18 protein-coding genes are annotated in these 19,237 nt (G+C 67.7%); 6 read left to right on the top strand and 12 right to left on the bottom strand.

Features of this window, described 5'->3' with window-relative positions:
* The first annotated feature begins 7 nt into the window (after positions 1 to 7).
* Positions 8 to 1,255: a CehA/McbA family metallohydrolase gene (locus EV653_RS24025; protein ID WP_134105941.1), complete on the top strand. Its 1,248-nt coding sequence runs from the start codon at positions 8 to 10 to the stop codon at positions 1,253 to 1,255.
* 847 nt (positions 1,256 to 2,102) lie between these two features.
* On the opposite strand, the gene EV653_RS42235 is transcribed toward EV653_RS24025, so the two are convergent.
* Together EV653_RS42235 and EV653_RS24035 are read right to left on the bottom strand one after the other, a co-directional pair.
* A complete protein-coding gene (locus EV653_RS42235) occupies positions 2,103 to 2,249 on the bottom strand; it encodes a hypothetical protein (protein ID WP_238160016.1) in 147 nt (48 codons plus the stop codon).
* Positions 2,250 to 2,651: 402 nt separating this feature from the next.
* Entirely contained in the window at positions 2,652 to 3,272 is a 621-nt protein-coding gene (locus tag EV653_RS24035; RefSeq protein WP_134105943.1) for a response regulator transcription factor, read from the bottom strand.
* 409 nt (positions 3,273 to 3,681) lie between these two features.
* Between EV653_RS24035 and EV653_RS41300 the strand changes: the two genes are divergently transcribed.
* Positions 3,682 to 4,170, top strand: coding sequence for a hypothetical protein (locus tag EV653_RS41300; protein WP_166679454.1), 489 nt, complete (start codon positions 3,682 to 3,684; stop codon positions 4,168 to 4,170).
* Here EV653_RS41300 and EV653_RS42750 read toward each other — a convergent pair.
* The 6 genes from EV653_RS42750 to ssd all read right to left on the bottom strand — a co-directional run bounded on the left by EV653_RS42750 (position 4,100) and on the right by ssd (position 9,482).
* Positions 4,100 to 4,690 (bottom strand): TadE family type IV pilus minor pilin, encoded by a 591-nt coding sequence (locus EV653_RS42750; protein WP_370358447.1) that lies wholly within the window; start codon positions 4,688 to 4,690, stop codon positions 4,100 to 4,102. The genes EV653_RS41300 and EV653_RS42750 overlap by 71 nt on opposite strands.
* 70 nt (positions 4,691 to 4,760) lie before the next feature.
* A complete protein-coding gene (locus EV653_RS42240; RefSeq protein ID WP_238160018.1) occupies positions 4,761 to 5,264 on the bottom strand; it encodes a DUF4244 domain-containing protein in 504 nt (167 codons plus the stop codon).
* Between the two features lie 91 nt (positions 5,265 to 5,355).
* Positions 5,356 to 6,150, bottom strand: a complete 795-nt coding sequence (locus EV653_RS42245; protein WP_370358450.1) for a type II secretion system F family protein — start codon at positions 6,148 to 6,150, stop codon at positions 5,356 to 5,358.
* The gene (locus EV653_RS42250; protein WP_238160020.1) at positions 6,143 to 6,796 is read right to left on the bottom strand and encodes a type II secretion system F family protein; all 654 of its coding nucleotides are present in this window, start codon (positions 6,794 to 6,796) and stop codon (positions 6,143 to 6,145) included. The genes EV653_RS42245 and EV653_RS42250 overlap by 8 nt, the downstream gene beginning before the upstream one ends.
* 401 nt (positions 6,797 to 7,197) lie before the next feature.
* Positions 7,198 to 8,373 carry a TadA family conjugal transfer-associated ATPase gene (locus EV653_RS24060; RefSeq protein ID WP_238160022.1) on the bottom strand — a complete coding sequence of 392 codons (1,176 nt, stop codon included), beginning with the start codon at positions 8,371 to 8,373 and terminating at the stop codon, positions 7,198 to 7,200.
* Positions 8,374 to 8,408: 35 nt separating this feature from the next.
* Positions 8,409 to 9,482 (bottom strand): septum site-determining protein Ssd, encoded by a 1,074-nt coding sequence (gene ssd / locus EV653_RS24065; RefSeq protein WP_134105947.1) that lies wholly within the window; start codon positions 9,480 to 9,482, stop codon positions 8,409 to 8,411.
* A gap of 205 nt (positions 9,483 to 9,687) precedes the next feature.
* Between ssd and EV653_RS24070 the strand changes: the two genes are divergently transcribed.
* Both EV653_RS24070 and EV653_RS24075 read left to right on the top strand, forming a co-directional pair.
* Positions 9,688 to 11,436: a glycosyl hydrolase family 18 protein gene (locus EV653_RS24070; protein ID WP_134105948.1), complete on the top strand. Its 1,749-nt coding sequence runs from the start codon at positions 9,688 to 9,690 to the stop codon at positions 11,434 to 11,436.
* A 28-nt stretch (positions 11,437 to 11,464) separates the two neighbouring features.
* The gene (locus tag EV653_RS24075) at positions 11,465 to 13,009 is read left to right on the top strand and encodes a cellulose binding domain-containing protein (RefSeq protein ID WP_134105949.1); all 1,545 of its coding nucleotides are present in this window, start codon (positions 11,465 to 11,467) and stop codon (positions 13,007 to 13,009) included.
* 56 nt (positions 13,010 to 13,065) lie between these two features.
* Here EV653_RS24075 and EV653_RS24080 read toward each other — a convergent pair whose 3' ends face one another.
* Entirely contained in the window at positions 13,066 to 13,851 is a 786-nt protein-coding gene (locus EV653_RS24080; RefSeq protein WP_166679537.1) for a hypothetical protein, read from the bottom strand.
* A gap of 88 nt (positions 13,852 to 13,939) precedes the next feature.
* Complete coding sequence (locus EV653_RS24085) at positions 13,940 to 14,827, bottom strand: LysR family transcriptional regulator (RefSeq protein ID WP_134105950.1); 888 nt, start codon at positions 14,825 to 14,827, stop codon at positions 13,940 to 13,942.
* A 71-nt stretch (positions 14,828 to 14,898) separates the two neighbouring features.
* Between EV653_RS24085 and EV653_RS24090 the strand changes: the two genes are divergently transcribed.
* Positions 14,899 to 16,119, top strand: a complete 1,221-nt coding sequence (locus EV653_RS24090; protein ID WP_134105951.1) for an MFS transporter — start codon at positions 14,899 to 14,901, stop codon at positions 16,117 to 16,119.
* A gap of 4 nt (positions 16,120 to 16,123) precedes the next feature.
* Positions 16,124 to 16,573 (top strand): aminoacyl-tRNA deacylase, encoded by a 450-nt coding sequence (locus tag EV653_RS24095; RefSeq protein WP_134105952.1) that lies wholly within the window; start codon positions 16,124 to 16,126, stop codon positions 16,571 to 16,573.
* Here EV653_RS24095 and EV653_RS24100 read toward each other — a convergent pair.
* Complete coding sequence (locus tag EV653_RS24100) at positions 16,570 to 17,478, bottom strand: helix-turn-helix transcriptional regulator (protein WP_134105953.1); 909 nt, start codon at positions 17,476 to 17,478, stop codon at positions 16,570 to 16,572. The two genes, EV653_RS24095 and EV653_RS24100, sit on opposite strands and share 4 nt — an antisense overlap.
* Before the next feature lie 2 nt (positions 17,479 to 17,480).
* The gene (locus EV653_RS24105; RefSeq protein ID WP_134105954.1) at positions 17,481 to 19,160 is read right to left on the bottom strand and encodes a chitinase; all 1,680 of its coding nucleotides are present in this window, start codon (positions 19,158 to 19,160) and stop codon (positions 17,481 to 17,483) included.
* Positions 19,161 to 19,237: the final 77 nt, after the last annotated feature.

Raw genomic sequence — 19,237 nt, forward strand, 5'->3', positions numbered from 1 at the left:
TCGTCTGATGGCCGTCACCTCGTACCGCCGCCGTTGGACGCTGGACGATCGGGCCGAGTCCGTCTGGCACTCGCTTCCCGTCGACATCCCGGCCGACTGCGCCGGGCTCCTCGTCACGCTCACTGTCCCGCCGGTCGAAGGCGCCGTCATCGACATCGGCTGCGAAGGCGCCGGCGGCTGGCGCGGCTGGTCCGGTGGCGCCCGCCAAACGTTCGCCTTCACCCCCGAGGCCGCCACCCCCGGCTACCTCCCCGGCGAACTCGAACCAGGCACCTGGTGGGTCGTCCTCGGCCTCCACCGCATCCCGCTCGAAGGCGTCGAACTCCTCGTCGAAGCCACCACCGGCCCCGTCGACAACATCCCCGGCCTGAACGAGTACGCCGACGCGACCGCCGCCATCGCAGTACCGCAGCGACCACCACGCCGTACCCTCCCCGCATCCTCCGGCCTGAAGTGGATCGCAGGCGACTTCCACGCACACTCGCTCCACTCCGACGGCTCCACCCCAGTCGCGAACCTCGCCGCCCTGGGGGTGTCGGCCGGCCTCGACGTACTCGCCGTCACCGATCACAACACCGTCGCCCACCACGCCGAACTCCCGTCACTCAGTAAACGCTTCGGCATCGGCCTCATCCCCGGCCAGGAAGTCACCACCGACACCGGCCACGCCAACGCATTCGGCGAAATCGGTCCGATCGACTTCCGCCAACCCGCCGCCACCTGGGTCTCCGAGGTCGCCCGCCGCGGCGGTCTCCTCTCGATCAACCACCCCCTCGGCGGCGACTGCGCCTGGCGCCACCCGCTCCCCGAACACCCACCCCTGGCCGAAATCTGGCACTCCTCCTGGCTGGACCACACCTGGGGCGGCCCCATCGCCTGGTGGCAGGCCTGGGGCCTCGAAGGCACAACCCCCATCGGCGGCAGCGACTGGCACAACCCCACCTCATTCACACCGCCCGGCACTCCGACGACCTGGATCGCCGTAGACGCCGACGCCGAAGGCCCCACCGAACTCCCCACCGCCACCCTAGAAGCCCTATCCGCCGGCCGAACCGCCCTCTCCTGGTCCTACACGGCCCCCGTCCTCGTCCGAGCCGACGACGAGCTAATCGCCCTGGACGCCCCCAACACCCTGGTCATAACCCCCGACGGCACCCGCCACCCCATCCACACCTCCCAAGCCCACCTCCCCGCCACCCCCGGCCCCCACCTCCTGATAACCCACACCGGCAACTTCCTATCCGCCTGCGCATAACCCCACCCACCGACGACACCGCAGGCCCTGTGCCCTGACCGGCTACGGGTAGCTCGACGACGCGGCCCGCAATACGCCAACTGCTCAAACAGAAACAAGCCAAGCAAGCCAACACAGAACCAGACCGCCGCAGGAGCATGGCCGCCGCACGAACGACCCGACGCAGAAGCAGTCCGGCGTACGAACTCGCCAGCGCACGAACTCCCCCGTTGGGAGCTGCTGCCACCGGCGGACGCAGGCGGCCGACCACGGAGTACGCGAAGAACCTGTACGGCGACCTCGCAAAGGCGAACACAGGCTGACCCGCCGAGCGCACCCCAGCGCTCAACCCGACCAGCGCCAACGCGCGGACGAACCACGAGCAGTCCGGAGAGCACGAGCTCGCCGGCGGACACCCGTTGGGACCTTCCGCCGAAGGACACTCAAACGGCCAACCACGGAGCAGGCGAATTAGCTGTACGGCGGCCACGGGCGAACACCGGCTGTCCCGGCGCGGCACACCACAGCGCTCAGCCCAACCAGCGCCAGCGCGCACGGCACGAAGGCACGCGCCCGCCGACGAAAAAGCTGACCCGGCGCCACTTCCCACCGACTGACCTACACGGCCAACCCGCAGGGCCAAACCACGCGAAGACTTGCCCGGAGCCGCCCGCCGCCGTGCGCAGCCGACAAGCGCCAGCGCGCGGACGACGCACGGGCTCACCGACGGAGCAACTGGCCCGTCGGAAGACTCAACGACAGACACGCACACGGCGAACCCGCGCAAAGGCATACCAGCCGCGGCTCACCCACTTGGCCTGCTCGAGCGGTGCCTGCCAGTGCGTGGAGGGCGCGTGGACTGGCCTGGTTACCTCGGCAGATCATCGAGTTGGTCGAGGAGCCAGCGTGGGCCGGTGGTCGCGGCCTCGGGTTCGAGTCGCTCGCGCAGGCCGCGGTCTGCCGTGACGACTGTGACTTCAGGACGATCCGCCTGCCCAACAAGCTCAGCAGTCACGCGCACGATCGTGTCATCCCCAGACCCCGGCGCCAGCACGACCCGAACATCCCCGGTATCCGGCGCATCATCCCCAGCCACGGCCCGGCGAGCAGCACCCTCCAACACGACAACCAGCTCCGTATCCACCAACCGCTCCTGCAAAGCAGCCAGCCGAACCAGCAATCGCCGAGCAGCCCCGACCCGGTCCCGCCACCACCCATCCGGCCGAGACCCCACCACGTTGGCCGCATCAACGACCACCACCCGCCTCCGCCCACCATCCATCACCCAAGTCTCCCCCAACCCGCCCACCCCACGCGGCACCACACCACATGCAACGGAACCCACCGCCGTACGCGGCGATACGTACCGCGCTACCTGCGGATTCTCTCGGCTTGGGTACGGCGGGCCTGGGTTGGGTTAGTCGAGGAGCCAGCCGTTTTGTTCGGCTACTTGGATGGCGTCGGAGCGGGTGCGGGCTCCGGTTTTGCCTATTGCGGACCAGAGGCGTGTTCGGACTACGCGCTCGGAGACCTGGAGTTTGCGGGCCATGAGGGCTACGGAACCGCCTTCGCGGGCGGCTCGAAGGGTGTCGGTCTCGTTCTGGTCGAGTGGAGTTTCGGAGTACTGGAGGGTCTCGGCGGCCAGGTTGGCGTCGACTACGCGGAGGCCAAGGTGCACGCGGCGTACTGCGTCTGCGAGTTGAGGGGCCGGGCAGTCCTTCAGCGCGAAGCCTTTCGCTCCGGCGTCTAGGCCGCGGCGGAGGTGTACCGGCCGGCCGTATGTGGTGAGCATGACGACACGGCATTCGGGCATCGACGTGCGGAGCTTGGTGGTGACGGTGATGCTGTGATTCCCCGGTCCGGCCGCGTCGAGCAGGGCGACGTTGGCGCGGTGTCGTTTCGCTGCGCCTACGACGTCGTCGGTTCTGTTGAGCTCGGCAACGATCTCCAGATCGCGCTCGCGCTCCAGACGGCTGCGGAGCAAGCCTCGGCTGAGGATCTGGTCGTCGACCAGCAACAGCCGAATCCGGTCGGGCAAGCGTGCCTCCGAGGTATCCGTCCGGGCGTCGGGGAAGTACGTCCGGGAAGATGAGTTGGACTCGGTTCCAGATCATGGAGCGCGGCAACACGAGTAGTCCACATCAACGCGGCATCTCTACCAGATTGCGACCAGATCGCGACCACACCAGAACCAGGCTCAAGTTTGCCGGATGGGCTGGCGTCAGAGCGGACCGGCCCTGGCAGTCGCGCTGAGGGTTGGATGGCCGAGCGGAAGATCTAGCTTGAGCGATACCTCCACGGTTACGGCATCGGTGGTCGTGTTGCAGTTGGTCAGGTGGACCTTGTTGAGGATCGCGATGCGGGCGGCGGTTTCGCACGGCGTTGCGGGTGCGGTGGTGGTCGAGGGTTGATCGGCGATTGACGGGCGCGTGTCGCGAAGTCGCTGCGTGGTCAGGGAAGTGGCGGGGTGCGCGGAGGACGTGCTCGGTGCAAAGTCCGGGGTGCGTACGGCGGCTGTCGTCGGTGTGAGCGCCGTTGTGAGTTCCGCGCCCGTGGACGGAATTAGCTTGGCGGCCAGTGCGGAGGTCGCTGTCGGTGTGGAAGTCGCGGTCGGTCCCGTGATGGCGGTCGGTCCGGTGATGGCGGTCGTTCCGGTGGTCGCAGTCGGTGCGGTGGCGTTTGTGGGTTGGTTGGCTGCTGTGGCGAGGGATTGGGCGGCGCTTAGAGCGACTAGGTCTGCGGCGGCGGCGAGTTCGTGGCGGGCGATGGAAATGGTGGACCAGAGAGTTGCTGCGGCTAGGGCTGTTGTGAGGAGTAAGGCGGCCAGGAGGGTGTGGATTGTGGCGCTGCCTCGTTCCGGGTGGGTCATGGGGCCGTCTCTGGTTCGGCTTGGAGGGTGGCGGTTGCTGTTAGGTGGGTGGGTGTTAGGAGGGTGAGGAGTGGAGGGGTGTGGGTTGAGGTTGCTGTGACGGTTACGTGGATGTCCGAGGACTCGCGGGTGATGGTGATCGTGCCGGTGGGGATGGTGCGGTGGCCGAGGGCCTTTGCTTGATCGGGTGGTTCGCCGCGGGCTACTGCGCGGGCTACGTCTCGGGCCGCGTCGATGCATCGGATGTTGAGCACGACTAGGCCGATGGACCAGATGCCTAGTAGGAGCAGGGAAAACAGGACGGGGAGAGCGATAGCCAGCTCGGCCGTCACCGCGCCTCGGTCGGTACGGTGGCACTCGTCGGTGCGGTGAGAGCCGGTGGTGGGGTGGGAGCCGGTGGTGGGCCGCGAGCGACTGGTGCGCTGCGAGCCGGCGGTGGGGTGAAGGCCGGTAGTGGGCCGTGCGCCGGCGGTGGGGCGAGAGCCCGCAGTGTGGCGGGAGAACGCAGTGTCGTTGGAGAGGGCAGTGGGGCGGGAGACCGTGGGTCGGATTGTGGGGTTGGGGTGATGGGCGGGCAGGTGGGGCATTGGGGCTCCCTTGGGGTGGCGACCGGTCGGGGAGGGGTGGGCCGACCGGTCGCCTGACTGTGGGGGTGGGTTAGAGGTGGACGCCGTCTACGCCGGCGATTTTCAGGGCGTAATTGATGAGGGCTTTGAGGGCGTTCTGCATCAGGGGGGATTTGAGGAGGGCTACCAAGATGCCGCCTAGGCCGCAGGCGGCGACGATCGTGACGGCGTACTCGGCGGTTGCGGCGCCGCGTTCTGTGCGGGTGCGGATGTGCCGGAAGGTGCGCGAGCGGACGCGACGGAGGGTGTGGGCGCGGCGGTGCTCGGAGGTGTGCGGCAGGTGCTCGGGGGTGTGCGGCAGGTGCTCGAGGGCTTGGGACAAGAGGTGCCCAGGGGTGTGAGTCGGAAGCTGCTCTGAGACGGACGAGTCGAAGGGCGCGGGGATGTGAGTCGGAAGCTGGTTTGAGACGGAGGAATCGAAGGGCTCGGGGGTGTGGGAGTGAGTGGCTTTGAGATCGCTGGGGATGAGGGCGTCGAGTGGGCCGGGCTGGGTGGGGTGGAAGTGGTTGCTGAGGGCTACTACCTGGGTGGACATGTGTTGCCTCCTGAGGATTTGTGATTCGTTGAGAACATGCCGTTGTTGGGTGGGGTTTTTGGTGGGGACTTTGGGGTTGTGGATTGTGGGGTTAGGGGTTTAGGACGTACGGGATCAGGGAGCCGGCGATGGTGGGGACTATGGAGAGGAGGACGAAGGCTGGGAGGAAGCAGAGGCCTAGTGGGAGGGCTGCTCGGGATTCGGTGGCTCTTGCTTGTTGGTCGGCGGCGTGGTGGTGGGAGCGGCGGGTTTCGTCGGCTAGGTGTTCCAGGGTCTTGGAGAGCGGGGCGCCGGAGCGGAGGGAGCGGGTGATGGCTCGGGCCATGGGCGCGCAGGTGGGTTCGGCGCGTAGGTGAGCCCAGGCGGTGGCTGGGTCTGCGCCGAGGGCTAGGTGGTGGGCGATCTTCGTGAAGAGGTCGGCTAGGGAGCCGGGGAGGGCCTCGGCTACGAGGGTCAGCGCGTGTTGAGGTGGGCGGCCGGCTCGGAGGCAGGCGGTCAGTAGGTCGATGGCTAGGGGGAGGTCTCGGGCTAGCTGGGCGTTGCGTTGTTTGGTGGTGGCTGGTTCTAGGCGGGAGAGGGCTCGCGGGACGGCGTACAGGGCTATGGCGGCCGGGATCGCGCCCCGGGGGAGGCCGATGAGGAGTAGGGCGCCTAGGGCTGTGGTGGCTGCGGCTAGTCGGTGGTGGGGTGGGGTTCGCGGGTTGGTGCGGGGTTGGGGTCGGGTTAGGCGGCGGAGGTTGGGGCGCGGTGGGAGGGCGAGATAGATGCCCAGGGCAACTGCTGTTGCGGCGGCGAAGGCTTCAGACATGGGAACTCGTACAGGGGCTTCGGGTTGGGAGAGGCGGGTGATCCGGTGGAGGCCTGCGGCGGCGACGGCTTCAGGCATGGGGAACTCGTATGGGGGTTGCGGGTTGGGAGAGGCGGGTGGTCCAGTGGAGGCCTGTGGTGGTGAGGGCCAGGCCTGCTGCTAGGCAGAGCCAGCCGGGTGGGGTAGTGGTGAGGAAGGTGAAAGGGTGGGCGCCTAGCGCGTAGCCGAGGGCTATGCCGAAGGCGGGGAGGATGGCGAGGATTCGGGCGGTCGAGCGGGCGCCGGAGAGGCTCGCTTCGGTTTGGCGGTGGATGGCTTCGTCGGCTCGGAGGGAGTTGGCTAAGCGTTCGGTGAGGGCGGCGAAGGCGGCGCCGGATTCCTCGGTGACTCGCCAGGCGGCGGCTAGAGCTCGGAGGCTGTTGGCGCCTGGTTTGTTTGATGCTCGGATCAGGGCGGTGGGGACGTCGGCGCCGAGTTTGGCTGCGGCGTGGGCTACTTCTAGGTCTGGGCTGATGGAGGCTGCGCCTTCGAGGGCAGCGATGGGTGGGCGGCCGGCCGAGAGGTCGGCGGCTAGTACGTCGAGGGCTTCGATGATGTTGGCGCGGCGGGCGGCGGTGGATTTCTGCTGCTGGTGTTGGGCTCGTTGGTTGGCGATCAGGACTAGTACTGCGGCGATCGCCAGGGTTGAGACGAGGGCTTGAGAGCCGAGGATCGCGGTGGCCAAGGCGGTTGGCGGGGCTAGGAGAGCCGCCCGGGTTAGTCGGGTTCGCAGCGGGCTGCGGGTCGGGTACGGGCTGCGGGTTGGCTGCGGGCCGGGTGGCAGCGGGCCGCGGGTCGGCTGTGAGCCGTGGGTTGGCAGCTGGCTGCGGGTCGGCTGCGAGCTGCGGGTTGGCTGCGGGCCGGGTGGCAGCGGGCCACGGGTCGGCTGCGGGCCGCGGCTCGGCTGTGGACCGCGGGTTGGCGGCCGGCTGCGGGTTGGCAGGGGACCGGAGGTTGGCTGTGAGTTGGGGGTTGGGTGTGGGGGCGTGAGGTTTGGTTGGGTTTGCAGGCGGTGGAGGGGGGCCGGGGGTGGGAGCGTGAGCGTGCAGGTTAGGAGGGTCAGGATGGCGGCTAGGAAGGCTGGGGTCATGCTGCATCGACCGCAGTTGCGGGGAGGTTGGTGAAGAGGTGGGCGGGTGGGTGGAGGGTGAGGGTGTTGTCGGGGTGGAAGGTGACGGCGGGGTGGGTGGTTGGGGCGCCGCTGGGGTGAGGGGTGAAGGTGTGGATCTCGGCGATTCGGCGGCGGCCGGTTGCGGTTCGGGTCAGGTGGATCACGGCGTGGAGAGCTGAGGCGATCTGGCTGTGGATGGCTTCCCGGGTGATCCCGGCCAGGGCACCTAGCGCTTCTAGGCGAGCGGGTACGTCGGCGGCCGAGTTGGCGTGGATGGTGCCGCAGCCGCCTTCGTGGCCGGTGTTCAACGCGATCAGGAGGTCCACGACTTCCGGTCCGCGGACCTCGCCCACAACCAAACGATCCGGGCGCATGCGGAGGGCTTGGCGGACCAGATCTCGGACGGAGATTTCGCCGGTACCTTCCACGTTGGGCGGCCGCGCTTCCAGGCGGACCACATGGGGATGGTTGGGGCGTAGTTCACTGGCGTCCTCCACCAGGACCAGGCGTTCGGACGGGTCGGCCAGGGAGAGCAGCGAGTTGAGGAGGGTGGTCTTTCCGGTGCCTGTGCCGCCGCTGATCAGGAACGCCAGGCGGGAGTCCAGTAGGTCGCGCAGGATTGCGACGCCGGCTTGCGGGAGTGCGCCGGCAGCTACGAGGTCGTCGAGGGTGAAGACCTTGCGAGACGGGACGCGGAGCGACAGGCAGGTGCCTGGTGCGGCTATCGGTGCGAGTACGGCGTGGAAGCGGGTGCCGTCAGCCAGGCGGACATCGACGTACGGCGTGGAGTCGTCGAGGCGACGGCCGGCTGCGGCGGCGAGTCTGGTGGCCAGGCGGCGGATCGCGGGTTCGTCACCGGTGCGGATGGCTACGAACTCGAGGCCGTGGCCGCGGTCGATGTAGACCTCGTCGGGGCCGTTCACCAGGATGTCGGTGACGCCCGGCTCGGCCAGGAGGCTGTCGAGTGGGCCTGCACCCAGGGCTTCGCGGCGGAGGGCGGTGACGACGGCGAGGACCATGGCGTCGCCGCAGATGGTGCCGTCAGCACGGAGGGCCGCCGCTACGTGGACGGGAGTCGGCTCGGCGCCGGTGACCGCCAGCGTGCCGCGAACGCGGTCGAGCAGGTCGGCGGGGACGACTGTGGTGGTCACAGAATCACCAACTCTGATAGGTAGGACAGGGGCGGTCATGCCGCTGCCGGGTTGGCCAGGTCGAAAAGGTTCAGGAGGGTCGTGGCGGCTCGGGTCAGGGGGCTTCGGGGACCGGGGGTGAAGTGGCCTTGGTCCATGGCGGTCGGGAGGGTGCGATCGAGGCCGAGTTTTGTTGCTAAGGGCAATGAGAGATGGGTGGACACGTCAGCGGGCGACAGGGCGGGACGAGTGCTGCGGGCCACTACGCGGAGGTCACCGGCGACGGAGCGAAGCGGGCCGGAGAGGCGTTTGGCAGCCGCGACGGAGCGGACGTCGCAGGGGACGACGAGGAGAGTCGCGTTCGCGCGGATGAAGCCTTCCTCGACGGTCGGGTCAGCGCGGCGAGGGAGGTCCAGTACGACGAGGTCGTTGCTGCGTTGGGCGGCGCCGATGACCGAGCTCATCGTGTCCGGCGGCAGCACGGTGACATCGGACTGATCCCAGGACAGGACGGCGAGGCCGTCGACGGACGGCAGCGCAGAGCGAAGGGCCGCTGCGCTGACACGACCCGATGCATTCAGAAGCTTGGGCCAACGGTCGCCGGGATCGCGTTCGATGCCTAGGGCAAGCTCTATGCCCCCGCCGAGTGGATCGCCGTCGATGAGCATCGTCCGGAATCCGCGCCGATTGCCAAGGACCGCGACCGCAGCGGCGAGCGTGGTGGCTCCCGCTCCCCCGCAGCCGCCGACGAAGGCGAGAGTGACAGCCTTGCGATTCACCCCGTCCAGGGCGTCGGCCAGTTTGCCGGCGAGCAAGGACTCGTCGTCGGGTAGACGACAGACGACATCAGCGCCGACGTCGAAGGCACAGCGATAGAGCTCGTCGCCGTCGCGCGCCGAGCCGACCACGACGACTCCTGGTCGATGGGCGGGCTGGAGGCGGGCCAGCGGCTCGGCCAGGTCGCGGCCGATCACAACCAGCGAGCAGGTCTGCCAGTTGCGCCGGAGGCCGTGCAGGTCCGGCTCGACAAGGGGTGTGACAGCAGCGGCCGCAGCCAGTCGCAGGAGATCGTCGAGCAGGGCTTCGTTGGTAGTTGCCATGAGCACCGAGGTGGATGGTGAGTTGTCCATGCCAAGAAGATGCCGTCGTCAGGCCTGCTCCGAGCACCCGAGCGGAATCCCTGTGGACAAAGCGTTGTCGGGTTTCCGTCAGCAGCGGGAACCCGCCACGGCGAGCCGGCGACCAACCCGCCGGGAACAGTTACGGTTCCTTTCGAAGCGTCTTTAACTAAATTTCACCGGACCGCTTCCGTCCCATCGCTCCGGAGGATCTCTGATGAGTCGATTACGCATGCTTGCCGCCACCTCAGCCGTCGCGGCCACGGCCCTGCTCACCGCCGCCGGCGTCTCGCTCGCCGGCCAGGACGCCACCACCGCCAACGCTGCGACCACGGCGCAGGCGTCCAGCGGCGGCGTCAAAACGGCGTACTTCACCCAGTGGGGTATCTACGCCAACGCCTTCTACCCGAAGAACCTGATCACCACCGGCGCGGCCGGCAAGCTGAACTTCCTGAACTACGCGTTCGCCAACATCGATCCCACGAATCACACCTGCTTCATGGCCAACAAGGCCGCTTCGCAGGACGAGAACAACCCGAGCGCCGGCGACGGAGCGGGCGATGCGTTCGCGGACTACGGCAAGTCGTACGGCGCGGACATCAGCGTCGACGGAGTCGGTGACGTGTGGAACCAGCCGATCCAGGGGAACTTCAACCAGCTCAAGAAGCTCAAGGCGAAGTACCCGAACCTGAAGATCCTGATCTCGATCGGCGGCTGGACCTATTCGAAGTACTTCTCCGACGCCGCCTCCACCGACGCCAAGCGCAAAGCGTTCGTGAGCTCCTGCGTGAACATGTTCCTCAAGGGCGACCTGCCGGTCATCGACGGGTTCGGCGGCGCTGGTTCGGCCGCAGGCATCTTCGACGGCGTCGACATCGACTGGGAGTACCCCGGCTCGCCGAACGGGCACGTCGGCAACCACTACAGCGCTGCGGACAAGCAGAACTTCACGTCGTTGCTGGCCGAGTTCCGCAGCCAGCTCGATGCGTACGGCAGCCAGACCGGCAAGCGGTACTACCTGACCGCTGCCACTCCGGCCGGCCAGGACAAGATCGCCACGATCGAGACCAACAAGATCGGGCAGTACCTCGACTACAACAACGTGATGACGTACGACATGCACGGTGGCTGGGAAGCCACCGGGCCGACGAACTTCCAGGACCCGCTCTACACAGCGCCGAACGACCCGAGCAACCCGATCCCACCGGGTCAGGGCAAGTACTCCGTCGACGCTGCGGTGAAGGCGTGGACGACCGGCGACTCGGCGTACGGCATCCCCGGTGGGTTCCCGGCGAACAAGCTGAGCATCGGATACCCCTTCTATTACAGGGGATGGAAGGGTGTGCCGGCCGCGGCCAACGGCAAGTACCAGACCGCAACCGGACCGGCCGATGGACACGCCCTGAGCGGCAACGTGCCAGGTGTCTCGTTCTACAAGGAGCTGACCGGCTTCGTCGACAACCCGTCATCGACGTACTTCGACGACGCGACGAAGTCCTCCTGGTTCTACAGCAACGGCACGTTCTGGTCCGGTGACAACGCCCAGTCGATCAAGGCCAAGGCCGACTACCAGCACTGCAACGGTCTGGCCGGAGCGATGATGTACTCCCTCGAGGCACTCGACCCGGGCGTGACTCTCTTCAACAACGTGGTCGACTCGGTCAACGCCGACACCGCCGGCTGCAGCGGCCCTCCGACGACGCCGCCCACCACGCCTCCCACGACTCCCCCGACCACTCCGCCGACCACTCCGCCCACGACACCTCCCACGACTCCCCCGACCACGCCTCCCACCACGCCGCCGACGACGCCGCCCACCTCGGCCACCCCGTGGGCGCCGAACACGACGTACGCAACCGGTGCGCTGGTGACCTACAACGGCGTCACCTACAAGTGCATCCAGGGCCACACTTCCCTGACCGGCTGGGAGCCACCGAACGTCCCCGCACTCTGGGGCCGGGTCTGATCACGTACCGCCCACTGATCGGAGCATCATGAAACGACGTATCACTCTGGCGATAGCGGCCGTCTCGGCCGTGGTCATCGCTCTGCTGACCGCACAGGCGGCCAGCGCGGCAGGAGTCTCTGCCACCTTCACCAAAGTGTCCGACTGGGGTAGCGGCTTCGAGGGCAAGGTGACTGTCACAAACGGCACCACCAGCTCGCTCAGCACCTGGTCGGTCGCCCTCGACTTCCCGTCCGGCTACACCGTCACCACCACCTGGGACGCCAACCACACCAGCAGCGGACAGACGCACACGTTTACGCCGCCGAGCTGGGCCGGACCGCTCGCGCCCGGCGCAAGCGTCAGCTTCGGCTTCAACGGCAGCCCAGGCAACTTCGCCGGGATCGCGGCCTGCCGGTTGAACGGCGGCTCCTGCTCGGGCGGCGGTGGCGGCACCGCCCCCGGCGCACCCACAGGCCTCTCCGGTACGGCGTCAGGCACGTCCGTGAACCTGTCCTGGTCCGCTGCCTCGAGCGCCACGAGCTACAACGTCTACCGCAACGGCTCGAAGGTCGGCTCGCCCAGCGGCACGTCCTACACGGACTCCGGCCTCAGCGCGAACACGTCGTACTCGTATCAGGTGAGCGCGTCCAACAGCGTCGGTGAGGGACCCAAGAGCAACACCGTCTCAGTGACCACAGGCACCGGCGGCGGCAACACCGGCACCAAGCAGGCCGCGCCGTACCTGTACATGGGCTGGGGCGACCCGCCGAGCCCGTCGACCGTGATGAACGCAACCGGGATCAAGTGGTTCACCATGGCCTTCGTCCTGTCGGGCGGCGGCTGTAGCCCGGCCTGGGACAGCACCCGGCCACTCCAAGGCGGTGCGGACGCCAGCGCCATCGCAGCGATCCGGGCCGGCGGCGGTGACGTCGTACCGTCGTTCGGCGGCTGGAGCGGCAACAAGCTCGGCCCGAACTGCGGCACGCCCGAGGCGTTGGCCGGTGCGTACCAGCAGGTCATCAATGCCTACAACCTGAAGGCGATCGACATCGACATCGAGAACTCCGACGAGTTCGAGAACGAGGCCGTGCAGGACCGCATCCTGACCGCGCTGAAGATCGTCAAGCAGAACAACCCGGGTATCCGGACCATCGTCACGTTCGGTACGTCGACGACCGGTCCGACGTACTACGGCAACCGGCTGATCGACCAGTCGAAGGCACTCGGCGCGAACATCGACATCTTCACGCTGATGCCGTTCGACTTCGGTAGCTCGAACATCTACAACGACACGGTCGGCGCGTCCCAGGGCCTGAACAACAAGCTGAAGTCGACCTTCGGCTGGTCCACCGCGGAGGCGTACGCACACCAGGGCATCTCCGGCATGAACGGTCTGTCCGACCAGCAGGAGATGACGACGACCGCGACCTGGCAGAACATCACCAACTGGGCCAAGAGCAACGGGCTCGGCCGGCTGGCGTTCTGGTCGGTCAATCGCGACCGCGGTTGCGCCGGCGGCGGCGTGGTCTCGAACTGCAGCGGCATCGCTCAAGGCGACTGGGACTTCACCCGCATCACCGCAGGATTCTGACCCGAGAGGTACGGCGGGATGCGCGTCCGGCATCCCGCCGTACTCCGGAAAGCGACTCAGCCGGCCTTGATCGCTTCGATGATCAGGCCGTTGCGGGCGTTCCGCCCGAGCGGGATCGACGGGTGCAGGCCGTCGCGGAGATAGCGGGCCAGCCGGTTCGGGCTGGACGCCAGGTGCTCGGCCCAGTGAATGATCCGCAGGTTGTCGTAGCGGCGCGCGGCCTCGGCGAGCTGCAGGTTGATCCAGGCGCTGTTGCGCTGGTCGGCAACCTTGATCTCCGGGATGAACGCGGTGCGGGCGGCCTGGACGTTGACCCAGTAGACGGTCCGCTCCGGGCCGACGATCCGCATGGTCCGGTCGACCTGCGCAGCGACCGCGGGCGGCGTGAAGATGTCGTTGGAGCCGACCGACATCAGGATCCGGTGCGGCAGGCCGTACTCCTGGGCCCAGGTGTCCAACGCGTCGACCGCGGGCGTCACCGGGCGCCCGGCCCAGTTGTGGACGGCGGTCATGATGCCGAGCTGGGCCAACTGCCGGGCCAGCGCCGGTCCGTCCTGGACGCCGATGCTGTCGCCGAACATGAAGACGCCGTCGTTCTCACGGGTCCTGCGGATCTGCGCCTCGTTCGAGATCGCGCGGGCCTGACGCTCCCAGGCGCCGAGCACACCGGAGCCATAGTTGCCCAGATAGGCCAGTCCGGTCGTGCCGTCGGTCGCTGACTGCGGAGAGACCGGAGCCGCCTCGGCCGCGGACGCCGCCGCAACCGTCGACGCAGCCGCCGCCGTCCCGGCCGCGAACAGCAGCCGGCGACTCGGCCGGAAAGAACCCAGGCGCTTCCTCACGCAGGAAAGAGTGCGGTGGAAAGGCCTCTCACTGCAAGTCGACACCTGGAAAATTGGACGAACGCTACGGAAGTCGTTGTCATCGCAGTCAGCTGGACGTGGCCGCCCGGGACCGGACGAACGTCCGGAAACGCTCCGCTGCCGGCGTCAGCGGCGTACTCAGTCGCCACGACATCCCGATCTCCCGACGGGCCTGTACGCCGGCCAGCGGGATCGACACCGCGCCGCTGTCGTTCCCGCGGACCGCACCGGCCGGCAGGATCGCCACACCGAGTCCGGCACCGACCAGACTGTCGATCGTGGCGAGGTCGGTCGCCTGGAAGGCGAAGCGCGGAGTAAAGCCTGCGGCCTGGCACAACCGGTCCGTCACCCGCTGGAAGCCGAAGCCGGGCTGCAGAGCGACGAACGGCTCGTCCCGGACCTCCTCCAGCTCGACCCGATGCCGAGACGCCAGAGCGTGCCGAGGCGGCACATGCAGGCACAGTCGCTGCCGCTCCAGCAGATGCCAGCCGAAGTGAGCGGGGTCGGGCCGCGGCGCGATGATCGCGATCTCGGCCTCGCCGGTCTCGAGGTCCTGGACGATGTCGTGCGCCGGCTCCTGCCGCAGCTCGAAGCCGATATTCGGCGCATCCGCGCGGAACGCCTTCAGCAGGTCCGGCATCAGGCTCGTCGCGACCGAGTGCAGGAACGCCAGCCGCACAGTGCCGGACTCCGGGTCGACCAGTGCGTCGATCCGGCGCTTGGCCGTGTCGACCGCGGCCGTGCCGGCCCGCGCGGCCTCGAGAACGAGCCGACCGTACGGATTCAGCCGCACGCCGCGGCGTTCTCGCTCGAACAACGCCACCCCGAACGCTCGCTCGACCCGCTGCAGCGATCGGGACAGATTCGGCTGGCTGGTCCCGAGCGCGGCGGCCGCTTCGGTCAGGTGCTCGGTCTCCGCGAGTACGGCGAACCACCGCAGATCCTCGATATGCATACTGAAAGCGTATCGATTCCTACTGAAATTGACATTTTACGTATCACTGCAGGCGTGCGACCGTCTCAGACATGCACCAGTCCGTTGCCCGCCAGACCGGGTACCTGCCCGGAGACCCGGAGTACCGCAAGCTCTCCGTCGCGCTGTTCGCGGCCGGACTGGCCACGTTCGCTCTGCTCTACAGCACGCAGCCGCTGCTGCCCCAGCTCGTCGACGCCTTCCACGTCTCCCCCAGCCAGAGCGCGTTCAGCGTGTCGTTCGCCACGTTCGGACTCGGTCTTGCGCTGCTGGTCGCCGGGCCGGCGTCAGAGGTTCTCGGCCGGACCAATCTGATGCGCTGGTCGGTTGCTGCGACCACCGGGTTCGCACTGCTCAGCGCGTTCGCTCCGACGTGGCACACGCTGCTGGCCTTGCGAGGCCTGCAGGGAATCGCGATGGCCGGTCTGCCGGCGGTCGCGATGGCCTATCTGCGCGAGGAGGTACACCAGGACAGCCACGCGCGGGCCAGCGGTCTCTACATCGCCGGTACTGCGGTTGGCGGCATGGCTGGACGCTTGATCGCGGGAGGTTTGTCGGACCTCGGCGGTTGGCGGTTCGCGACCGGCGGGATCGCAGCGGTCGGCGTACTGTGCGCCGCGGTCGTCTGGCTGCTCCTTCCCGCGTCATGCAACTTCCGACCAAACCCGGCCCGTCGCCGCCGCGACCTGTTCTCGGTCCAGGTACTGAAAGATCCAGCCCTACTAGCCCTCTACGGGATTGCCGCGACAGCGGTCGGTGCGTTCGTGGCGGTCTACAACGGAGCGGTCTTCCGACTGTCCGGCTCGCCGTACCAACTGAGCGCTGGAGCAGCAGGGCTGGTCTTCTGTGTCTATCTGCTCGGCTCGGCCGGCTCGGCGACGGCGGGAACGCTCGCCGACCGCTACGGACGACGGGCGGTCGTGCCGATCGGGTGTCTGATCACCCTGGCCGGAGTGGCCATCACGCTCGCCGCTCCACTGCCGCTGATCGTGCTGGGCCTGGCCGTGATGACTGCCGGGTTCTTCGCGGTGCACGGAGTCGCCAGCGGCTGGGTGCCGGCTCGAGCGCACGCGAGCGGAGTCGGGACCGGACAGGCGTCCAGCATGTACCTCTTCTCCTTCTACCTGGGGTCCTCGGTCTTCGGAGGCCTCGCAGGTACGGCGTGGAGCCGCGCGGAGTGGGCCGGGGTGGCAGCGGAGGCAGGGGCACTGTTCGTCGTGACGTTCATCCTTGCCGTCCTGCTCAAGAACGTTCCGAGCAAGGTGCAAAACTAGCCAGGTGACGAAGGCGACGGATGCGGCGGACCAGTTGGGTCTCACCTACGAGGTGACCAGGCACGGCCGGGTGAACTCGTTGGAGGAAGCGGCGGCAGCGCGGGGTATCGAGCCTGCGCGGTTGATCAAGACGATCGTCGTGCGCCTGGCGGACGACGACTACCGGTTCGTCCTGGTGCCAGGTGATCGCGAGATCGCCTGGCCGAAGCTGCGGTCGCTGCTCGGCGTCAACCGGATCTCGATGCCCGACAAGGACACAGCCTTCGACGTCACCGGCTACGTCCGCGGCACGATCACGCCGCTCGGCAGCACGCACGCCTGGCCGGTGATCGCGGACGAGCGGATCACCGGCACCATCTCGATTGGCGGTGGGGACCACGGCGTCGGCATCACCGTGGATGCCCAGGCGCTCAACAAGGCTCTGAACGCAACAGTGGCTGACGTCACCGATTAGACGAGCAGACCGCGCTGCCCGGCGCGGAGTCCGGCCTGGAAGCGGGTTCTAGCGTCCAGTGCCTTGAGAATGCGTTGCATTCGCCGTTCTACGGTTCGTTGAGCCACTCCTAGCCGGCGGGCTATGGCCTGGTCCGTCAGACCTGCTGCAGCCAGCGACAGGAGCTGCTGGTCGTCAGCCGTCAGCGGACCTTCGGAGACCGCCGGCGTCAGCGGACTCGCCTGCTGCCACAAGAGGTCGAACAGGCGGAGCAGGGCGTCCAGGAGGCCGGACGGACCGAGCTCAACCACCACATCGGATGCCGTCGGCAGCAGAGCAGTCCGACGGTCGATGACGATCAGCTTGAGCGGTACGTCGCGCAGCATCCGGCAGCAGCCCGACGATCGGGCCGCAATCAGATCTCCCGGCTCCGACAACGACGCCATGTCGTAGATCGTTCGGTACCTCACACCGTGCGCCCGACGCGGCTCCACGGCGTACGGCATGCGATCCAGCACGAGTACTTCGTCCTGCGCGCACTGCTGCGCTTGGTAGAACCGCTGCGCGATCGCCTCGGTGCCCCGGATCACTGTGAACGCGTCCGGCTGCCGGAACTCGGCAGTCAGCACCGAAGCGCCCAGTCGCGCCTCCACAATCGCAGCCTGCTTCCGCAGCGCGAGTAGCTCGACCGCGGCCTCCGGTACTGCGGGCACGTAGCGGGCCGGACGGCCCGGCGTACGGGACGCCAGGCCGAGCGACAGCAGGGACCGTAGATGCCGGCCGACCCGGTTGGCGGGCCAGTCGACGAACGTGGTCAAGTCAGTTGCCGTGGACTCCGGTCGGGCCAGAAGCGCCCGGTAGAGCTGCTCGTCCTCCGAGCAGACACCGAGCGCCTCCAGCACCGGAGCCGGTCGATAACTGTGCATGATCAGGGCAGCGAGTGCACGTGGCTGCCGACCTGGTTCGCGAACTGGTTGCCGTTCGACGCGTCCCAGTTGGTCGACCAGGTCATCGCTCCACGCAGCGAGGGCCACGGGGAGCTCGGCCTGTAGTTGCCGCAGCCGGTGCCCTTGGTCAGGCAGTCCAGAGCGTTGTTGACGACCGTGGGCGAGACGTACCCGCTCCCCGCCGCCCGCGACGACGCCGGCAGGCCGAAGCCGACCTGGTCGGGACGCAGCCCGCCCTGCAGCATGAGGCAGGCCTGGGCGGTGATGAAGTCGACCGAGCCCTGCGAGTAGACCTGTCCGTCGCAGCCGTTCATCGAGCCGGAGTTGTAGTACTGCACGTTGACGATGGTCAGGATGTCCTTGATCGCCAGCGCCAGCTTGAAGTACTCGAACGACGTGCTCTGCATGTCGATCGTCTGCGGCGCCATGGTGATCACGAGTCCGCTACCGAACTGACTCTGCAGGCTGCGCAGCGCCTGACCCATGTACTGCGCATTGACCCCGTTCTCCAGGTCGATGTCGATCCCGTCGAATCCGTAGGTCCGCAGCACCGACAGCGCACTGGATGCGAAGTTGGAGGCCGCTGTGGGATCAGCAACCGAGATGGTGCCGTTCTGGCCGCCGACGGACAGGATGACCTTCTTACCGGCCGCCTGCTTCGCCGCGATGTCGGCCTTGAACTGGGCGACCGTGTAGCCACCGAGCCCAGCGCTGTCGAGGTTGAACGTGATGGCACCCGGCCGGGACGAGTCGGCGTCAGCGAAGGCCACTGCGATCAGGTCGTACGCCGCAGGCACGTCGGAGATCTTCTGCACCGTCGCGCCGTTGTTGAAGTTCTGCCAGTACCCCGTGAGCACATGCGCGGGCAGATTGCCGACGGGCGGGTTGGTGCCACCGTCCGACGTCGTGCCCGACACGGTTGCGCCGTACGGCGAGCAGTTCCCGCTCGGATCGCACGCCCGCACCTTGAAGGAGTACGTCGTACTAGCGGCAAGACCGGTGGCGGTCCAGCTGGTGACGTTGCCGACGCTCTGGGCGGCTCCGGTCCCGCGGACCACGTCGTAGTGGTCGATCCCGTTCGCGTCGGATGCAGCGGACCAGTTGAGCTTCAGCGAGCTCGAGGTCGGGCTACCGACCGTCAGACCACCTGGCGTCGACGGCGGCGTGGTGTCCTGCGCACCACCAGGACCATCCAGTACGACGTCGTCGGCCTGGTACGCCGGGAGCGCGTACCAGCTGTGGACGTAGATCGTCACCGAGGTCGCCGACGCGCCCGTCGTGAACGGAACGGTCAACTGGCTCCACGTGGACGAGGTTGCCCACGTGGAGGGGCCACCGTCCACGCCAAGGTAGACATTCGATCCCTTGACCCATGCCGACAGCGTGTACGCCGTATTGGGCTGTACCGCTACGGACTGCGAGCACTGGGCGATATCGCTCGCGCTCGGGGTCGCTTGGAGGGCGTACGAGCCGGAGTGCGGAGCGGTCGTGGTGACGCCACCGGCAGGACACGACCAGCCGGAGAGCGTGCCGGACTCGAAGCCGGCGTTCGTGACGAGATTGGTAGCCGCGTAGGCGGCACCGGGGGCCAGGAAGGCCATGAGGACGGCGAGCAGGCTGATGACGACCGCTGCCTGGGGGCGGTACGCAGGCGGTTTCATGTTCTACAACCTGTGACCAAGCAATTACATTGTCAAGACCCTGCATAAAGTGGGAACGCTCTCACGCCCGGAAAAGC

This window comes from Kribbella pratensis (genome assembly GCF_004365355.1).
In the GTDB taxonomy this organism is placed as follows: Bacteria; Actinomycetota; Actinomycetes; order Propionibacteriales; family Kribbellaceae; genus Kribbella.